The organism is Brevibacterium sp. LAARM3_SD1, assembly GCF_057364765.1.
Window position 1 is genome coordinate 1 of sequence record NZ_JBNFOL010000001.1, and the last position, 18,904, is coordinate 18,904.

At 61.6% G+C, this 18,904-nt stretch carries 14 protein-coding genes and 2 pseudogenes; 8 read left to right on the forward strand and 8 right to left on the reverse strand.

Going from position 1 to position 18,904, the window contains the following annotated elements; translation table 11 throughout:
- Positions 1-60 precede the first annotated feature (60 nt).
- From AC2W7L_RS00005 to dnaA, 7 genes and pseudogenes are all read right to left on the reverse strand, one after another.
- Complete coding sequence (locus tag AC2W7L_RS00005) at positions 61-915, reverse strand: DUF3566 domain-containing protein (protein ID WP_486002716.1); 855 nt, start codon at positions 913-915, stop codon at positions 61-63.
- Positions 912-3,478, reverse strand: a pseudogene (gene gyrA, locus AC2W7L_RS00010) (DNA gyrase subunit A). Before gyrA ends, AC2W7L_RS00005 begins: the two are co-directional and overlap by 4 nt.
- A 141-nt stretch (positions 3,479-3,619) precedes the next feature.
- The gene (gyrB, locus tag AC2W7L_RS00015) at positions 3,620-5,617 is read right to left on the reverse strand and encodes a DNA topoisomerase (ATP-hydrolyzing) subunit B (RefSeq protein WP_486002717.1); all 1,998 of its coding nucleotides are present in this window, start codon (positions 5,615-5,617) and stop codon (positions 3,620-3,622) included.
- A 219-nt stretch (positions 5,618-5,836) separates the two neighbouring features.
- Complete coding sequence (locus AC2W7L_RS00020; RefSeq protein WP_486002718.1) at positions 5,837-6,349, reverse strand: DciA family protein; 513 nt, start codon at positions 6,347-6,349, stop codon at positions 5,837-5,839.
- Complete coding sequence (recF, locus tag AC2W7L_RS00025) at positions 6,346-7,482, reverse strand: DNA replication/repair protein RecF (RefSeq protein WP_486002719.1); 1,137 nt, start codon at positions 7,480-7,482, stop codon at positions 6,346-6,348. The genes AC2W7L_RS00020 and recF overlap by 4 nt, the downstream gene beginning before the upstream one ends.
- Positions 7,483-8,622, reverse strand: a complete 1,140-nt coding sequence (gene dnaN / locus AC2W7L_RS00030; RefSeq protein WP_172173149.1) for a DNA polymerase III subunit beta — start codon at positions 8,620-8,622, stop codon at positions 7,483-7,485. It abuts the gene before it with no gap.
- A 547-nt stretch (positions 8,623-9,169) separates the two neighbouring features.
- Positions 9,170-10,834, reverse strand: coding sequence for a chromosomal replication initiator protein DnaA (gene dnaA / locus AC2W7L_RS00035; RefSeq protein WP_486002720.1), 1,665 nt, complete (start codon positions 10,832-10,834; stop codon positions 9,170-9,172).
- 416 nt (positions 10,835-11,250) lie between these two features.
- Between dnaA and rpmH the strand changes: the two are divergent.
- The 7 genes and pseudogenes from rpmH to AC2W7L_RS00070 all read left to right on the forward strand — a co-directional run bounded on the left by rpmH (position 11,251) and on the right by AC2W7L_RS00070 (position 15,373).
- A pseudogene (gene rpmH, locus AC2W7L_RS00040) lies at positions 11,251-11,387 on the forward strand (50S ribosomal protein L34).
- A 2-nt stretch (positions 11,388-11,389) separates the two neighbouring features.
- Entirely contained in the window at positions 11,390-11,755 is a 366-nt protein-coding gene (gene rnpA / locus AC2W7L_RS00045) for a ribonuclease P protein component (protein WP_167200526.1), read from the forward strand.
- Between the two features lie 82 nt (positions 11,756-11,837).
- The gene (yidD, locus tag AC2W7L_RS00050; RefSeq protein WP_167201233.1) at positions 11,838-12,095 is read left to right on the forward strand and encodes a membrane protein insertion efficiency factor YidD; all 258 of its coding nucleotides are present in this window, start codon (positions 11,838-11,840) and stop codon (positions 12,093-12,095) included.
- Between the two features lie 133 nt (positions 12,096-12,228).
- Positions 12,229-13,182 carry a membrane protein insertase YidC gene (gene yidC, locus AC2W7L_RS00055; protein ID WP_167200523.1) on the forward strand — a complete coding sequence of 318 codons (954 nt, stop codon included), beginning with the start codon at positions 12,229-12,231 and terminating at the stop codon, positions 13,180-13,182.
- 8 nt (positions 13,183-13,190) lie between these two features.
- Complete coding sequence (locus AC2W7L_RS00060) at positions 13,191-13,736, forward strand: Jag family protein (protein ID WP_039211711.1); 546 nt, start codon at positions 13,191-13,193, stop codon at positions 13,734-13,736.
- Positions 13,729-14,409: a 16S rRNA (guanine(527)-N(7))-methyltransferase RsmG gene (rsmG, locus tag AC2W7L_RS00065; RefSeq protein WP_486002721.1), complete on the forward strand. Its 681-nt coding sequence runs from the start codon at positions 13,729-13,731 to the stop codon at positions 14,407-14,409. Before AC2W7L_RS00060 ends, rsmG begins: the two co-directional genes overlap by 8 nt.
- Positions 14,410-14,476: 67 nt before the next feature.
- Entirely contained in the window at positions 14,477-15,373 is an 897-nt protein-coding gene (locus tag AC2W7L_RS00070) for a ParA family protein (protein ID WP_139467600.1), read from the forward strand.
- On the opposite strand, the gene AC2W7L_RS00075 is transcribed toward AC2W7L_RS00070, so the two are convergent.
- Entirely contained in the window at positions 15,290-16,051 is a 762-nt protein-coding gene (locus AC2W7L_RS00075) for a hypothetical protein (protein ID WP_486002722.1), read from the reverse strand. The two genes, AC2W7L_RS00070 and AC2W7L_RS00075, sit on opposite strands and share 84 nt — an antisense overlap.
- Positions 16,052-16,214: 163 nt before the next feature.
- On the opposite strand from AC2W7L_RS00075, the gene AC2W7L_RS00080 reads away from it, so the two are divergent.
- Positions 16,215-17,447, forward strand: coding sequence for a ParB/RepB/Spo0J family partition protein (locus AC2W7L_RS00080; protein WP_486002723.1), 1,233 nt, complete (start codon positions 16,215-16,217; stop codon positions 17,445-17,447).
- The last annotated feature ends 1,457 nt before the right edge of the window (positions 17,448-18,904 follow it).

Consider the following 18,904-nt stretch of genomic DNA (forward strand, 5'->3'; position numbering starts at 1 on the left):
CGGCCCAGCAACCTCGCGCGAGGTTGCTGGGCCGCCGTCAGGTAGCAATTAGGAGAGGGGTCAGTCGTCGGTGAGGGTGAGGCTGAATCCGCCGGCGATGAGGGAGCCGATGTTGTAGATGAAAGCCGCCAGGGTCGACAGCGCCGTCATCAGCACGATGTTGATGACCGCGATGATGAAGCCGGCAGCGACGACTCGGCCGAAGCCGAAGATGCCGATGATCCGCTCGGCCGACTCCGCGCCGGCAAGCTCACTCATGGTCGACTCGAGGCCGCTCATCACACCGGTCGCCTGCAGCACGACCCACAGCACGATGAACGCGACGATGGTGGCGATGCCGATCGCCACGGACATGAGGAACGACATCTTCATGACCGACCACGGGTCGACCGCGGAGACGGTGAGGCGGACGGTGCGGGGGCCCTTTTTCTTCTTGCCCTTTCCGCCCTCGACCATGTTCTTCACACCCATCTTCACGCTGCCGGAGCTCGCGCGGACGGTGTTCGCGGCATCTCCCATCACCGAGGTGGCGCCGCGGTTGCCGCCGTTCGATCCCTGGGAGCCCGATCCCTGCGATCCGGAGGCCGGTGCTCCGACCCCCTGGGAACCGGTCTGAGCACCCGATCCTTGAGATCCGGTGTGGGCCGATGGCGTCGATCCGGCCGAGGGCGCGCGGTTGGGCTTCGGCGAAGCCTTCGGTGCGGGAGGTGCGACGACGGTGGCGTTCTGGCTGTTCTGACCAGAGGAGCCGCGACCGGATCCGGATCCCTGATTCGCGCCGGACCCGGACTTCGAACCCGATCCGGACGCTGCAGCCGACTTCTCGTCCGACTTCGACGAGCCGGCCGTCAGACGGGTCGAGCCGCTCGACGTGCGTATGATCTTGCCTGAGCCTGGCTGTTTGCTATCGCTCACTCTTCCACATCCTCGTTGCCGGTCTGAGGCTCTGCGACCTCACCTTCCGTGGCTTCGGCATCGTCTTCGCTTTCGATCTCGTCTTCGACCTCGGCTTCGGGCCCACCGGTCACTGCGATAATACGATCTTTCTTGTCCGGTTTCGCGAACACCACACCCATGGTGTTGCGTCCCTTCGCCGGAACTTCATCGATGCTCGACCGAACGATCTTACCGCGCTCCATGACCACGAGGACCTCCTCACCGTCTTCGACGATGAGCCCGCCTACCAAGTCTCCGCGCTGTTCGGTGATCTTCGCAACCCGGATTCCCAGACCTCCACGGCCCTGCAGACGGTACTCGTCGACGGGGGTGCGCTTGGCGAATCCGGCTTCGGTGACGACGAAGACATAGGTGTCGGGCCGGACGACGTCCATCGTCAGTAGCTCGTCGTCGTCCTTGAACTTCATGCCGGTGACGCCTCCGGTGACCCGGCCCAGGGGACGGATCGACTCATCATCGGCGGCGAAGCGGATTGACATCCCCTTGCGCGAGATCAGCAGCAGGTGATCCTCGGCACCGACGATACGGGCCGAGACCAGCTCATCGGGCTGTCCCTTGTATTCGCGCAGGTTGATGGCGATGACACCGCCGGTCCGGTTCGAGTCGTACTCGCTCAGGCGGGTCTTCTTCACCACACCGGAACGGGTGGCGAGGATGAGGAAGTCGGCTTCCTCGTAATCCCGGATCGACAGCACCTGTGCGATCGTCTCGCCCGGCTGGAGGGCGAGCAGGTTCGCCACATGCTGGCCCTTGGCATCCCGTGAACCCTCGGGCAGCTCGTAGGCCTTGGCGCGGTACACGCGACCGGTGTTCGTGAAGAACAGCAGCCAGTTGTGGGTGGAGGTGACGAAGAACTGTTCGACGACGTCATCGCCGCGCAGCGCCGCACCCTTGATGCCCTTGCCGCCGCGGTGCTGAGCACGGTAGAGGTGAGTCTGGGTCCGCTTCGCGTAGCCGCCGCGGGTGATCGTGACGACGACCTCCTCCTCGGGGATGAGGTCCTCCATGGACACATCACCATCGAAGCCGGCGAGGATCTTCGTGCGGCGATCGTCACCGTAGCGTTCGACGATCTCGTCGAGTTCCTCGGACACGATTTCGCGCTGGCGAGAGGGTGTTTCCAGGATGTGGTTGTACTCGGCGATGAGCTGCTCGATCTTCTCGGCCTCTTCCTGGATCTTCAGACGCTCCAGTGCGGCCAGACGGCGCAGCTGCAGGTCGAGGATCGCATTGGCCTGGAGTTCGTCGACCTCGAGCAGCTCCATCAGACCGGTCCGCGCCTCGTCCGAGGACGGGGAGCGGCGGATCAGTGCGATGACTTCGTCGAGGGCGTCGAGGGCCTTGAGGTAGCCGCGCAGGATATGAGCACGCTCTTCGGCCTTGCGCAGCCGGAACTGCGTACGACGGACGATGACTTCGATCTGGTGCTTGACCCACAGCCGCAGGAACGAGTCGATGCTCAGTGTGCGCGGCACGCTGTCGACGAGGGCCAGCATGTTCGCGGAGAAGTTCTCCTGCAGCGAGGTGTGCTTGTACAGGTTGTTGAGCACGACCTTGGCCACGGCATCGCGCTTGAGCACGATGACCAGGCGCTGACCCGTGCGACCCGAGGACTCGTCGCGCAGATCAGCGATGCCGGCGACCTTGCCGTCCTTGACATAGGAGGCGATCTTCGCGGCCAGGGTGTCCGGGTTGACCATGTAGGGCAGCTCGGTGACGACGAGGCAGGTGCGGCCCTGGATCTCTTCGACCTCGACGACGGCGCGCTGGGTGATCGAGCCACGACCGGTGCGATAGGTGTCCTCGATGCCCTTGCGGCCGAGGATCGTCGCGGCCATCGGGAAGTCGGGCCCCTTGATGATGCCGAGGAGGGCTTCGAGAGCCTCCTCCTTGCTCGCCTCCGGATGGGACAGGAGCCACTGGGCGCCCTGGGCGACCTCACGCAGGTTATGCGGAGGAATGTTCGTAGCCATACCCACGGCGATGCCGGCCGAGCCGTTGACCAGCAGGTTCGGGAACCTCGAGGGCAGAACCATGGGTTCCTGGTTGCGGCCGTCATAGTTGTCCTGGAAGTCGACGTGCCTTCTTCGATATCCCGGACCATCTCCATGGCCAGGGGCGCCATCTTGCACTCGGTATAACGCGGGGCGGCCGCTCCGTCGTCGCCCGGGGATCCGAAGTTGCCCTGTCCTGCCACGAGCGGATAGCGCATCGTCCACGGCTGCACGAGGCGGACCATGGCATCGTAGATCGCCGTGTCGCCGTGCGGGTGGTACTGGCCCATGACGTCGCCGACGACGCGGGAGCACTTGGAGAAGTTGCGGTCAGGGCGGTAGCCGCCGTCGAACATCGCGTAGAGCACGCGGCGGTGGACGGGCTTGAGTCCGTCGCGGACGTCAGGCAGGGCACGTCTGACGATCACGCTCATCGCGTAATCGAGGTACGACCTCTGCATCTCGAGGTTGAGATCAACCTGTTCGATCCGGTTGATTTCTGTTCCGATATCGTTCTCGTCGGCCAATGTGGGCTCTTCCCTTGTGTTCGAACCGTGTCCGGCTGGATCTCAGCCGTGTGCGGCGGCAATTGGTGCGTGCAAAGAATGGGGGCGGGGCATCCGAACTCCCACCCTCACCGAGGCGGCTGCCCCGGTGAGGACGGACGCTCAGATGTCGAGGAAGCGGACGTCCTTCGCGTTCTCCTGGATGAAGCGGCGACGCGAATCCACGTCATCGCCCATGAGGACGGTGAAGATCTCATCGGCGACGATCGCGTCGTCCAGCGACACCTGCTTCAGCAACCGGTGGTCGGGATCCATAGTCGTCTCCCACAGCTCCTCGTAGTTCATCTCGCCCAGACCCTTGTAGCGCTGGATCGCGAGGTCCTTGGGCAGTCGCTTGCCTGCGGCCCGCCCGGCCTCGAGGAGTCCGTCGCGCTCCTTGTCCGTGTACGCGAACTGGTGCGCAGCATTCGACCACTTGATGCGGTAGAGCGGCGGGGTGGCGAGGTAGACGTAGCCGTGCTCGATGAGCGGCTTCATGTACCGGAAGATCAGCGTCAGCAGCAGGGTCGTGATGTGCTGACCGTCGACATCGGCGTCGGCCATGAGGACGATCTTGTGGTAACGCAGCTTCTCGAGGTCGAACTCCTCACCGATGCCGGTGCCGAAGGCCGTGATCATCGCCTGGACTTCGTTGTTGCCCAGCGCTCGGTCGAGGCGAGCCTTTTCGACGTTGAGGATCTTTCCGCGCAGCGGCAGGATCGCCTGGGTGTTCGGGTTGCGGCCCTGAGTCGCCGAGCCGCCGGCCGAGTCACCCTCGACGATGAAGACTTCGGATACGAAAGGGTCCTTCGACTGGCAGTCCTTGAGCTTGCCGGGCATGCCCGAGGACTCGAGCAGCCCCTTACGGCGAGTGGCCTCACGGGCCTTGCGGGCAGCCAGACGGGCCTGGGAGGCCTGCAGCGCCTTGCGCACCACGTCCTTGGCCTGGGCCGGGTTCGACTCGAACCAGTGTCCGAGTTCGTCGCGGACCACGCGCTGGACGAAGCCCTTGACCTCGGAGTTGCCGAGCTTCGTCTTCGTCTGACCTTCGAACTGGGGGTCGCCGAGCTTGACGGAGATGACGGCCGTGAGACCCTCGCGGATATCGTCGCCGGTGAGGTTGGGATCCTTGTCGCGCAGCAGCTTCTGATCCTTCGCATACGCGTTGACCAGCGAGGTCAGTGCCGTGCGGAAGCCCTCTTCGTGAGTGCCGCCCTCATGAGTGTTGATGACGTTGGCGTAGGTGTGAACGGACTCGTTGTACGACGTCGTCCACTGCATCGCGATCTCGAGCGCCAGAGTCTGTTCGCCCTCTTCGGCTTCGAAGACGATGACATCGGGGTGGACGAGATCGGCCTTCTTCGTCGAGTTGAGGTACTCGACATAGTCGAGCAGGCCGTTCGCGTATTCGTAGGTGACGGTGCGCGGCTTCCACTCGTTCGCCTCGTCCTCGTCGATCTGGACATCCTCGTCATCGACCTCGTTGTGGCGCTCATCGGTGAGGCTGATCTTCAGGCCCTTGTTGAGGAAGGCCATCTGCTGGAAGCGCGCACGGAGGTATTCGTAGGAGAAGTCCGTGGTCTCGAAGATCGAGCCGTCCGGCCAGAAGGTCACGGTCGTGCCGGTCGCATCGGTCGCCTCACCGCGCTGCAGTTCGCCGGTGGGCACACCGCGGACGAAGTCCATCGTCCAGACATAGCCGTCGCGCTTGACCTCGACTTCGAGTCGTTCGGACAGCGCGTTGACGACGGTCGAACCCACACCATGGAGACCACCGGCCACGGCGTAACCGCCGCCGCCGAACTTTCCGCCGGCGTGGAGGATCGTGAGGATCACCTCGACGGTCGGCTTGCCCTCCGTCGGGTGCATGGCCACCGGCATTCCACGACCGTCGTCGGATACGCGGACGCCGCCGTCGGCGAGAATGGTGACCTCGATATGATCGCAATAGCCGGCCATCGCCTCATCGACGGAGTTGTCGACGATCTCCTGAACGAGGTGGTGGAGACCGCGTTCCGAGGTCGAACCGATGTACATGCCGGGTCGTTTCCGGACTGCCTCGAGACCCTCGAGCACAGTGATGTCGCCGGCATCATAATGAGGCTGATCCTCGGTCGTCATATGACTCCTTGTTCGGATGGTCGCTATCAGCTCCCCATTCTACCGCGCCGCACGCTGAAATGCCCGTAAGCGGCCTGTGAAGGCGTATTTCCCGAATTTTCGTGCCGCAGATGTACCCCCGGACAGGTGAGGGAGCGGCTATGGCCGTTTAAGGCCTTCTGTGTTCTTCGCAGAAATGCAGGGACTCTTCCCGGAATTCGCCGAGGCGGCCGCTCCATCTCAGCCGAATGTGTCCCGAGGTCCGCGGCCGGCCACCGATCGTCGGCCCCGTTTGAAGCTGCGCCCCCGGGGCCCCTTGATCTCGATCTCGGTGATCGTCGCCGAGCCCAGGCCTTCCTCGAGCTTGCGCAGGATCGTCGGTTTGAGCACCCGCAGCTGGGTCGCCCAGGTCGTCGAGTCCGCGGCGATGACCAGCAGCGGAGGAGAGAAGTCGACGGGAGTCGCGTGCTGGGCCACCTGGGGACCGACGAGGTCGGGCCACCTGCCGAGCACCTTGCCGATGTCGAGCGAGGACGACCAGCCGCGGTCGGAGATGAGAGAGCCGAGCACGGAGGACACCGATTTCGGGTCACGGCCGTCTCGGCCCGATCCGGAGTAGACGACTTCGCCGCGGAGACGTGAACGTCGACGGCTGCGGACGAACTTCGCTTCGGTGACCTCCATCCGCCGTACTCGGTCGAGGGCTTCGAGGGCGGCGACGGGAGTGGAGTAGTCCCGTTCGATGCCGCTCATGATGCGCTGCTCTGCAGGAGGCGGGACTGGTCGATCCGAACTCCTTCGAGGCCATCGGGCAGATCGGAGTCGGCGGCCGCGGTGATGAAGACCTGTTCGGCCGAGGTCACTCTGGAGGCCAGACGCTGCCGTCGACCGGTGTCGAGTTCGGAGAAGACGTCGTCGAGGACGAGGATCGGCTGTTCGGCGGCACTTCCGGCATCGGCGGAGAGCAGATCCCAGCCCGCCAGTTGCATCGCCAGCGCCAGCGACCACGTCTCCCCGTGAGAGGCGTACCCCTTGGCCGGATGCGTTCCGATCATCAGCGACAGATCATCGCGGCCGGGTCCATGCAGGGTCAGTCCGCGCTCGATCTCCGTCGTCCGGCGACGGTCGAGGGCTGCGAGCAGCAGCTCCTTGCATTCGTCCGCGGATTCGACCAGCGAGTAGTCGATGCGCGAATCGTAGGCGATATGGGCACCTTGCCGCTCCAGTCGGGCGTCGGCGGCGATATAGGCGAAGTTCGTCTGCAGCGGCTCGACGATGTCGGCGAGGATCCGCTGCCGGCCGAAGACGAGCTCGGCCGCGGAGTCCGCGTAGGCCATGTTCCAGATGTCGAGGGTCGCCTCGAGGCCGGGATCGCGGTCCTCGCGGAGCCGTTTGAGCAGAGCATTGCGCTGTTTGAGTGCCCGTTCGAAATCCGTGATGATCGAGGCGAAGCGCGGGTTGCGCGCCACGACGAGGGTGTCGATCCAGGAGCGGCGTTCGGCCGGTTCGCCCCGCACCAGGCTGAGATCCTCGGGGGCGAAGACGACGCAGGAGACGAGGCCGAGGATGTCTTTGAGCTTCACCGCAGTGCGGTTGACCCGGGCTCGGTTGGCTCCTTTGGCCTGGATGGTCACCTCGACGGTGGCGTGGCGCTGATCCCGGTTGACCAGTGCCGACACTGTCGCCGCCGGTCTGCCCTCGTGGACGAGCGGAGCGTCGAACGCGACCCGGTGGGAGCGCTGATGAGCGAGGTACCCGATCGCCTCGACGATATTGGTCTTCCCGGTCCCGTTGTCAGCCACGAATGTCGTGACTCCGGGTGAGAACTCGAGGTCGAGCTCCGGATACGACCGATAGTCACGCAGGGAGAGTCGGGATATCCACATTCAGATGCGCGTGGGCATGAGCAGATAGCGATAGGACTCGTCGGCAGGACCGTCGAGTTCCTTCTGCCCGGAGATGATGACCGGCTTCATCGGCTGAGTGAAGGAGAAGTTCACATACGGACTCTCGACAGCGGCGAGACCTTCGGCGATGTAGTGCGGGTTGAAGCCGACGGTGATCTCGTCGCCCTGAAGTGTGGCTTCGACGGCTTCGGAAGCCTGAGCGTCGTCACCGGTGCCGGCGTGGAGGGTGAGCATTCCGTCGGTGACCTCGAAGCGCAGCGGGGTGTTGCGTTCGGCCACGAGCGAGACACGTCGCACGGCTTCACGCAGCACAGCGGTCTCGACGATGGCGTGGATCGGAACCGAATCCGGGAACAGCGACCTGACCTTCGGGTATTCGCCTTCGATGAGCAGTGAGGTGGTGACTCGGCCCGCCGAGGTGAAGGAGATGAGGTCCTTGCCGGCGTCGGTGCTCAGACCGATGGTGACATCTCCGCCGAGGGACTTCGAGACATCGGAGAGTGTGCGTCCGCGCAGCAGGGCCACGGCCGAGACGTCGGGACGTCCCGGGTTCCAGGTGAATTCGCGCACGGCCAGACGGTAGCGGTCGGTGGCGAGCATGGTGACCTTCTCGCCCTCGATCTCGACGCGAACGCTGGTGAGGATCGGCAGGGTGTCGTCCTTCGAGGTCGCGATCGTGACTTGTGAGACGGCGTTCTGGAATTCTCCGGCCGAAACGGTGCCGGAGTCGTCGGGAATCTGCGGCAGTGCCGGGTATTCGGCCACGGGCATCGTCATCAGCGAGAAGCGGGAGGATCCGCAGGTGACGTCGACCTTCGCATCGATCTGCTCGAGCGTGACCTCTTGGTTCGGCAGCGCCTTGGAGATGTCGGCGAGCAGACGGCCGGAGACGAGGACCGTTCCTGCGGAGGCGACATCGGCGACGATCTCGACACGGGAGGAGACTTCGTAGTCGAAGACGGCCAGGCGCACTGTGCCGCCGGCTTCGGCGGTGATGAGGATGCCGGTGAGGACCGGAGCGGAAGGACGGTTGGGCAGAGTCTTGGTTGCCCAGGCAACAGCGTCAGCGAGAACGTCGCGATTGACTTTGAACTTCAAGGGGGATGCTTCCGCGTTCACTTTACTCCTTCGGGGTGGCCACCCGACCTGCACTGGGCATCTGGCACAAGATTCCGGGTTGCGAGTCACAGGCTCGATACTGCTCGGAAAACTTTACACAGCCTATCCGATTTGTGCCCACCTCAGGAGTGCCGACCGAAAGAGGGTCTGAAGAGAGTGAATCTCGCATTCGAGAATCGTCCGAGATCCTGTGTTCGAATATTGCGGAGCTCAGCTGCCGAGACGAGCTCGAGGTTGTGAGCTCGATGCTCACCCACCGCAGCAGTCGGTGGCGGTCGCCCTCTTAGGAGTTGAATTCACTTGGTAGAAGTATCAGCACTTGTGGAGATTGTGGATAAGTGCCTCCTACCCCAGAGTAATCAAGGGTTCTGACCGATTATGGGCTTGTGGATGCCATGTGCACCGCGACGAGGGCGTCGGTGGGCGCTTGGGTAAACACAAGCATGTAGTTCACATCTTTCCACCCGTGGAGCACTTCTGTCCACCGTTCTGTCCCCAGCTGTGAGCAATTGTCCCCAGGGTTATCCACAGATGTGTATGACGTCTTCTATAGGCGGTGCTGTTGTTTAATGCGGTTTGTGAGTTCGGTGACCTGCGTGTAGACGGCCCGTCTTTCGGCCATCTGAGTTCGAATCTTCTTGTTCGCATGCATAACGGTCGTGTGATCGCGTCCACCGAACGCCTGCCCGATCTTGGGCAGGGAGAGGTCGGTGAGCTCACGGCACAGATACATGGCGATCTGTCTTGCCGTGGTCAGCGTCCGGGACCGGGAGGTTCCGCACAGGTCATCGAGGGTGAGGCTGAAGTAGGCAGCGGTCTGACCCATGATGTCCGCGGCCGTGACTGCAGGGGTGTCATCGGGGGTGATGAAGTCCTTGAGGACGGTCTCGGCCAAGGAGACGTCGATCTGCTGATCGTTGAGGTTGGCGAAAGCCGTCACCCGGATGAGGGCGCCTTCGAGCTCGCGGATGTTCGAGGACACCCGGGAGGCGATGTATTCGAGGACATCATCGGGGACGTCGAGCTGTTCGGCTGCTGCCTTGCGGCGCAGAATCGCGAACCGGGTCTCCATATCCGGCGGCTGCACGTCCGTGAGCAGACCCCATTCGAAGCGGGAGCGCAGCCGCTCTTCGAAGCCCTTGAGCATCTTCGGCGGCTGATCGGAGGTGATGACGACCTGCTTGGCCTCGTTGTGCAGCGCATTGAAGGTATGGAAGAACTCCTCGACGGTCGCATCCTTGCCCTGCAGGAACTGGATGTCGTCGATCATGAGGATGTCGACCTCACGGTAGCGGCGCTGGAAGGCCGGACGCAGGGCGTTCGAGGTCTTCGACGAACCGATCGTGTTGATGAAGTCGTTGACGAACTCTTCGCTGGAGACGTACTTCACGCGGATCTCGGGGAACAGCTGAGTGGCGTAGTAGCCGATCGCATGGAGCAGGTGGGTTTTGCCCAATCCCGAGTCCCCGTAGATGAACAGAGGGTTGTAGGCCTTGGCCGGTGCCTCGGCGACGGCGAACGCCGCGGCGTGGGCGAAACGGTTGGATGCGCCGATGACGAAGGTGTCGAAGGTGTACTTCGGGTTGAGCTGGGCGACGCCGGGAGCATCGACGGGCGGGCCCATCGGGGCGGCGGTCGCCTCGGCGATCTTCATCTCACGGTCGGTCATCCCCGAATCGGCCGGTACATGAGGCTGCTGCTGGGTGGGCGTCTGAGTGTTCGGAGTCTGCGCGGCGGGCTGGCCCTGACCCGGTTGGCCCTGGTTCGGCTGGGCGAATCCGGGGGTCGAATGATCGGCTGGGGCAGGGCGCACCGGTTCGGCCGCCTCGGTGCGGGTGGGTTCCGGCGATCCCGTCGCCGAGGTGGAGGTGACCGGATCGATGGGAATCTGAGTTCCCGGGGTGGGCTCTCCGATGAGATCTTCGAAGCGGATCGGCACGTCGAGTTCGGGATCGACGACGAAGCCGAAAGACACCTCGAACCCGAGGACCTTGGAGAACTCCCTGGTCAGGGGGTCGAGCAGTCGGGTCTCGATGGTGCGGCGGGTGTGTTCGTCGCGCACGGCGAGAAGGACGAGAGCATTGTCGACGAGGGCTTTGGGCACAGCCAGGGAGAGGAATCCCTTCTGGTGGGCCGTGAGTTCCGGGTCCTGATCCAGGGTTGAGACCACCGTGCGCCAGCGGCTGATGAGCTCGTTCTTGGAATTCGACACCGTCACATTTCCTCAGCTTTCAAAAAAATTCGTTCTGGCGTGATCCACACCTGTGCATGACTTCCACATAGTTTTCCACAGAATGTGGATCAGTGCCGACCCAGGCCAGTGAATCTCCACACTCGTGGATAAGCTTGTGGAAAACTACATGGGTGTGACTTGTGGACGGGCGTTGGTGACGGAAACGCGAACGGTGATGAATTTCGGGCGAGCGTGACGTGAAACATGCGGATCCCGTTTGACCGCTCGGACAGCGCCTCGCTAAGATGGAGTGTCCTGTGTACCGGGCTTCATCCGATTATCCTGATTATCTTTTGGCTCTTATGCACAGGAGTGCTCGGCGGTCGAGACTCGCACCGCCGTTTTTTGTGAGAACGCACCGGCGTTCATCCGCAACCTAGAAATCGGAGACTGAAGTGAGCAAGCGTACATTCCAGCCCAATAACCGTAAGCGCGCCAAGAAGCACGGCTTCCGTCTGCGTATGCGCACCCGCGCGGCCGCTCGATCCTGGCTGCACGTCGTCGCAAGGGACGTTCCGACATTTCGGCCTGAGCATGCTTGACGCGGCACATCGGATCCGCAGCGGCGAAGACTTCAGACGAATCTTCAGAGCCGGGGTCCGGGTGCGCACAGAGCATCTCATGGCGCACAGCCTGAGAGACACCGATGATACCCACGCTGCGCGCGTGGGTTTCATCGTATCCAAGGCCGTCGGCAACGCCGTAGTGCGCAACCGAACCAAGCGCCGCCTGCGCGAGATCATGCGTGCGCGTCTCGGTGAACTGAGAACCGGCGACCTGGTCGTCATCCGGGCGCTGCCGCATGCGGGACAGGCCGACTTCGCCGTTCTGTCCGCCGAGGTCGACGAACTGCTGATCAAGGCAGAGAAGAAGCTGGAACGTCGTGGACGCAGAGCATGATCTGAAACATGTCTCCGAGGTGCCCCGCCGGCCGGCCGGTTTCTGGCCCACACTCGGCTGGATCATACTGGTCGGACCGAGGATGCCGTTCGTCTGGTTCATCCGTGCCTATCGGATCGTGATCTCACCTCTCTACGGCCAAGTGTGCCGCTACTATCCCAGCTGCTCCATGTACGGTCTCGAGGCGTTCGAGATACACGGAGTTCTCAAGGGAGTGGTGTTAACTGGGTGGCGCATACTCCGTTGCAATCCGTGGTCACACGGGGGCGTCGACCATGTGCCGGGATCGGCGCGGGAGGCCAGGTCGAAGACCATCCACCGCGGTCAGGCACACAGCTGAACAGAATGAACTTGTCAGTCCGCGCGCGAGCGCGATCTAGCGGACTGCGTCGGGGCACACGTCGTGTCGCGCCGACCTGTGAACAATGGCAAAATGAACTTCGCGCAAGAATCGGTGTAACGAGGAGAACTGAATGGACTGGATGGACAAGCTGCTCTACCCGCTGCAGTGGGTAGTTGCTTGGATCCTCGCGATCTTCCACGAGATCTTTACCGCAATCGGTCTCCAAGCCGACAGCGGTTGGACCTGGGTGCTCTCGATCGCCGGACTGACCGTGGTCATCCGTGCTCTCCTCATCCCTCTCTTCGTCTACCAGATCAAGTCGCAGCGCAAGATGCAGCTGCTGCAGCCGGAGATCCAGCGCCTGCAGGCGAAGTACAAAGGCAAGAAGGATCAGTATTCGCGTCAGGCCATGGCCGAAGAGCAGATGGCGCTGTTCCGCGACAACAAGACGAGCCCGTGGGCATCGTGCCTGCCTCTGCTCGTGCAGATGCCGATCTTCTTCTCGCTCTTCCGAGTCATCCACAACATGCCGAAGGTCGCTTCCGGCGATGTGGGCGCCATCGGCGGCTTCACCCAGCAGTTGGCGATTCAGGCCGAGAACTCCTCGATCTTCGGCATCAGCCTTTCGGCGGTCTTCACCGACCCGGGATTCGCAGTCAAGCTGCTGACCGGTGTCCTCATCGTCATCATGGCCGCCACCATGTTCATCACGCAGAAGCAGATGATGGCGAAGAACATGTCGGAGTCGGCGATGGCCAACCCGATGATGCAGTCGCAGAAGATGCTGCTCTACGTCATGCCGCTCGTCTTCGGCATCGGCGGAATCTACTTCCCGCTCGGCGTCCTCATCTACTGGCTGGTCTCGAACACCTGGACGATGGCCCAGCAGCACTTGGTCATCCGCAATATGCCCGCTCCCGGCTCGAAGGCCGAGAAGGAGATGCTTGAGCGCAAGGCTCGCAAGGGCAAGACTGTGAAGCAGGATGAGCTCAAGGGATCGACTGTCACCGAGGAGGCCCCGAAGAAGAGCGGCCAGCGGCAGCAGCCTGTGAGCAAGAACCGTAAGAAGAACAAGAAGCGCTGAGGACAGACATGACCGAAGAGAAGATCGACGAGACCTCCGAACAGACTCCGGAGGAGACCTCGACGAAGCCGAGCCGTGCCGAACTCCTCGAAGAAGAGGGCGAGATCGCCGCGGACTACCTCGAAGAGCTGATGGATCTGGCCGACATCGACGGCGATATCGATATCGATGTCGCCGACGGCCGTGCGCAGCTGTCCATCGTCTGCGAAGACGACGATGACTCGAACCTGGGCACCCTGGTCGGCCGAGAAGGGCGCACCCTCGGTGCGCTGCAGGAACTCAGCCGTCTGGCGGTGCAGACGCAGACCGGTCAGCGGTCGTGGCTGATGCTCGATATCGACGGATTCCGCAACAGCCGCCGCGAAGAGCTGATCAAGAAGGCCAAGCGCGCGATCGACGAGGTCAAGGACGGCGGCGATGAGTTCGCGTTCAAGCCGATGAACAGCTTCGAGCGCAAGATCATCCATGACCAGGCGGCCCGCGCAGGTCTGGTCTCGGAGTCCGAGGGCGAAGGCGACGGTCGTCATGTCGTCATCCGGCTCGCCGATGACTGATCAGCCCGAGAACGATATCGAGCCCTCGGACGAACCGACGCCAGCGGAGATCGAAACGCCTCCGGCCGGCACCGAAGAGTACTTCGGTGCGGCTTTTCCTGCCGCGCAGCGGTATGCCGAGCACCTGGCCACAACCGGAATCGAGTGGGGCCTCATCGGTCCGCGCGAGGTCGATCGACTGTGGACCCGGCATATCCTCAACTGCGCTGTGGTTGCCGAACACATCAATGAGAATGATGTCGTCGGTGATGTCGGCAGCGGCGCCGGGCTGCCGGGTATTCCGATCGCACTGATGCGCCCCGAGGCGAAGATCGTACTCATCGAACCGATGGAGCGCCGCGTCGAATGGCTGAACATGGTCGTCGACGATCTGGGCCTGAAGAATGTGCGAATCGTCCGTGCACGTGTCGAGGAACTCGTCGACGAGGAGATGTTCACGGTTGTGACCGCACGGGCGGTGAAGGCGATGACGACTCTCATCGAATGGACCCGCGAGGTGATCAGCCCCGGGGGCCGGATCCTCGCCCTCAAGGGAGCTTCAGTCGAAGGCGAGCTGGTCAAGGCGAAGAAACTGATCAAGCGATATCGACTGTCCCAACCTCAGATCCACGTCGTCGATGGCGGCGGCATCCTCGAGGTCCCGAGTCGTGTCGTCGAGATCGTCAAGAAATAGTACGAAGTAGAGTTGGTCTAGGCTGGATCAGAGCCTTGTGAAACCGATGGATGATGGAGTGCGCCCTATGCCGATCATGGATGAGTCGTCTCCCATTGGTGCCGCGATTGCACGGGACAACCGGCGTGCGGATCGACTGTCGCAGACAACCTTTCCACGGCCGGACTCGACCCGTATCTTCACGATCGCGAACCAGAAGGGTGGCGTCGGAAAGACCACGACGGCGGTGAATATCGCAGCTGCCCTGGCCAATCAGGGGCTCAACGTCCTGCTCATCGACATCGATCCGCAGGGAAACGCGAGCACCGCCCTGGGGATCGATCACTATTCCGAGGTCACGAGCATCTACGACGTCCTCATCGATGACGTTCCGATGCGCGAGGCTGTGGCGCAGTGTCCGGACTTCGACACTCTCAAGTGCGTGCCGGCCACCATCGATCTCGCCGGCGCGGAGATCGAACTCGTGTCACTCGTCGCGCGTGAACAGCGACTGCAGCGTGCCTTGGGCATCTACCTCAAGGAGGAGGAAGCAGCGGGAGATCGCGTCGACTACATCATCATCGACTGCCCGCCCAGTCTCGGCCTGCTGACAGTGAACGCCTTTGTGGCCGCCCGCGAGGTCCTCATCCCGATCCAGTGCGAATACTATGCTCTCGAGGGTCTCAGCCAGCTGCTGAAGAACATCCAGCTGATCCAGAAGCACCTCAATCCCGAACTGGCGATCACAACGATTCTGCTGACGATGTATGACGGACGGACGAACCTCAGCGCTCAGGTCGCTGAGGATGTGCGCACTCATTTCCCGGAGCAGGTGCTCGGCACTGCCATTCCGCGATCGGTGAGGATCTCGGAAGCACCGAGCTATGGCCAGACCGTGATCTCATATGACCCACATTCCAGCGGTGCCCTGTCCTATCGGGAAGCTGCTGAGGAAATTGCGAATCGAGGAGTAAGTCGTGGCTGAACGCAAGAAGAGGGGCTTGGGACGCGGGCTCGGAGCATTGATCCCCGATGCGAACTCCAATGACCGTCCGGTCGATGTCTTCTTCTCCGGTGGGAACACGGACGACGGAAGTCGCGAGGGCGAGGCGAAGACGTCACGGACCGCGCGCAACGACCCGGCCGCTTCCATGCAGTCATCTCGTCGTCGGAAGCCGAAGGCCGCTGGGACCACGAGGTCCTCGGCCTCGGCAACAGAGAAGGTCACAGAAACCAAGGCGGCTGCCTCGAAGACAGCTTCTTCGAAGACCGCCTCTTCGAAGTCAACCACTGCTCGGTCGGGAACGTCCAAGGCAGGCTCCTCCAAGGCGACCCAGCCGAAGGCAGCCACATCGAAGGCCGCTGATACGAAATCGACGAGTTTCACGTCGGCAACGGGCACAACCTCGACGGCCAAGTCGGCTGCATCCAAACCTGCGGGGTCTCGGTCGACCGCTTCCAAGACCACGGGGTCGACGCCGTCGACTTCCAAGACAACGACTGCGAAGACATCCACGGCCAAAGCATCCACGGCCAAAGCATCCACGGCCAATGCCTCGACGAGCAAGTCAAGTGCTGCAAAAGCCCACGGGGGCAGCGCCTCCACATCATCTTCTGCTGCCAAAGCGAGCACACCGAAGACGAAGACAGAGTCATCATCCACCGGAGCCTTGCCTGAAAGCACAGAGAAGGCCCCTGCAGCGGCGAAAACGAGTACTCGGAACGCAGCATCTGCCCATGCTTCGGTTTCCGACCCGACAAAGAGCGACAACCATGTCACCACACCGGTGTCGAACGCGGTTGCAGACTCTGAATCGGCTCCCGCAGTGAATAACGCATCGGCTGAAGTAATCCCAGATCACGTCGCTGATACACAGGAGGCGGAGTCCCCAGCAGAGCCTGCTGCGGCGCCGTCGCCCGAGGATGATGTTCGTGAGACTCATCCTGGCGTGTACACGTCCTCCGGTCGCAGTAACGACGACCAGGCGGATGAACCGGCAGAGGCTGAGGACACCGGTAGCGCCAGTGAAGTTGATACTACGTCCGTAGTTGAACGTGATTCGGATGCTGCTGACGTGGGTAGCGAGTCGGCAACCACGGAGCAAGAGGATGCAGCGTTCTCGGCAACCTCGGAATCCAGTGAAGAGTCTCGTTCATCGGCCAAGGCTGAGGATCCGGTCGATGCTGACGCAGACGAGGTCGTCGACGGCTATGACGACGGTGAGATGGACGGCGTTGAGTCCATTCCGGATACCGAGTTCGGTGAGATCGATGTCGACCTCATCGATGCGAATCCTCGTCAGCCACGTACTGTCTTCGACGAAGATCTCTTGGCCGAGCTTGTGCACAGCATTCGTGAGATCGGTGTCCTTCAGCCTGTCGTCGTCAGGCAGAAGCCGAGCGATCGTTCGCGCTTCGAGCTCATCATGGGTGAGCGTCGTCTGCGGGCGACGAAGGACGCAGGTCTGTCGACGATTCCGGCAATCATTCGGTACGTCGAAGATACAGATCTCCTTCGCGATGCGCTTCTGGAGAACCTGCACCGTGCTGAGCTCAACCCATTGGAGGAAGCTGCGGCCTACGGGCAGCTGCTCGAGGACTTCGGGTGCACTCAGGAGGAACTTTCCGAGCGCATCGGGCGTTCGCGTCCCCAGATCTCCAATACCTTGCGTCTTCTCCGACTGCCTCCTCTGGTTCAGCGCCGCGTAGCAGCCGGCGTGATTTCGGCTGGCCATGCCCGAGCTATTCTTGGTCTGCGCGATCCCGAGCATATGGAAGTTCTTGCGCAGCGCATCGTCGCTGAAGGACTGTCTGTCAGGGCTTCGGAGGAAGCTGTCGTTCTGCTCAACCGCGGTGATTCGATCAATGTTTCACGTGCAACGACGAAGGTTGCTCCGGAGTTCTTGGCCGTTGCAGAGCGTTTGGGTGATCGTCTGGATACCAAGGTGAACATCTCCGTTGGTAAGCGTAAGGGCAAACTGAGCGTGGAGTTCGCCAACCAAGAGGACCTCGACCGCATCCTTGGTCTCTTGGGAATCTCCAACGAGGAAGCACTCTGAACATAGAGCGCCAAGAATTGTCGACCCCCGCGGTGAACATCGCCGGGGTCGATTTCTGTCTGGTGACGTTCTAGATCCCCGCTTCCCCTTGTCTCAGCAGCCGCACGATACTGGAAGTTTCGAGGGAATCGGGCTGCCCAGGCCGTGTATGTCCTGCCGCTTGGTTGATTGGCCTTGCAGAGCATCGTTTCACGTGGAACATTGTCTCGATATACATACCGCACTGCCTATAGGGTGCTCACTGTTGGAGTACGTCACTTTAGGATACGAGTATGTCGTCGCGCCGGTTCGAAGGGTCAGGACCACTCCGGGGATCTGAATAGAGTGCCTGGGTACGGGTCGACGCGGACTGGCAGGTGGAGTGGATTAGTGTGTGCAGGTGCCAGAGTGCCGTACTTCCGAGGTTCGAGACGTTGATAAGCGTGACCGTGCGGGCTCAACCTATGGAGTCATCCGCTAAGTCAAGCATTCATAGCGCACCGGGGCGTACCAGGAGTCCCCAATAGATACATTCTGAAGGGATCCATGGTTAACCCGTTCTGCTGACTCTTCTGCAGCGGGGTTTCACGTGAAACCAGTGGTTCACCGGAGCAAGTTGATCGGCTGTAAACTGCAATAACGAGGTGCCACGTCACTGAACCTGTCGTCGATCAAAATGTTTCACGTGGAACGGGTCCGCTCTCACTCACGTCCTCGAGAGTTCCAATGGATTGTGACACTGACATAGCTGTGCTGTTGCCTATGCTTGTAATGGGCCCACCCACCACCCAAGTGTTCGTTTCACGTGAAGCTCGAGCATGTCCGCAGATCAGGATACCTCTCGATCACCTTCGCTATACTTACGATAGTTGAGGATCTCAGCCTGTTCATGGGGCGTGAGGTCGAGAATTTCTGTTAGTGCGATTAGTGGAAAGCCAGAACGGATTCACTGAGTTGTCCGAGTCAGTCGAAGGGACGGTAACGCCGCGAACGGGATTCTGTCGATAAAGCCCGTGCTCTAGTGCTAGTCCTCGTTGAATCTGCTGAGGACTATTCTTTCTGCGCGTAGCGCCTCAGAGGCGGCGAGCTCCTACCGTCCTTCCCACCTCCTCTGCAGAGTTGAGGCAGGAATTGAATCTAATGGTGTCGCTTGTTTCACATGAAACGTAGGCGATGGTGACCGGTCGGCGCACCGAGGAGCAGACCTCAGACTTCGATAACTGGTCTAACGAATACTTGGAATGTGGAGGACAGACTCGAATTGGCTGATGGAGTATTTCGGCCCAAATCGTCCTAACCCACGCCCATATCTTCCTAACCCACGTAGATCTCCGCCTTCCCCACCACCTACTATTCAGGCATCTACCAAGGTCACAATCATTCTTTTGCTTGGTTCAACCGCGGTTCCATTCTATCGGTGTGGGTTATGTGTCGATGAACAGGATCTTCACGTGAAACGAACTATCAAGGCGGGAGCG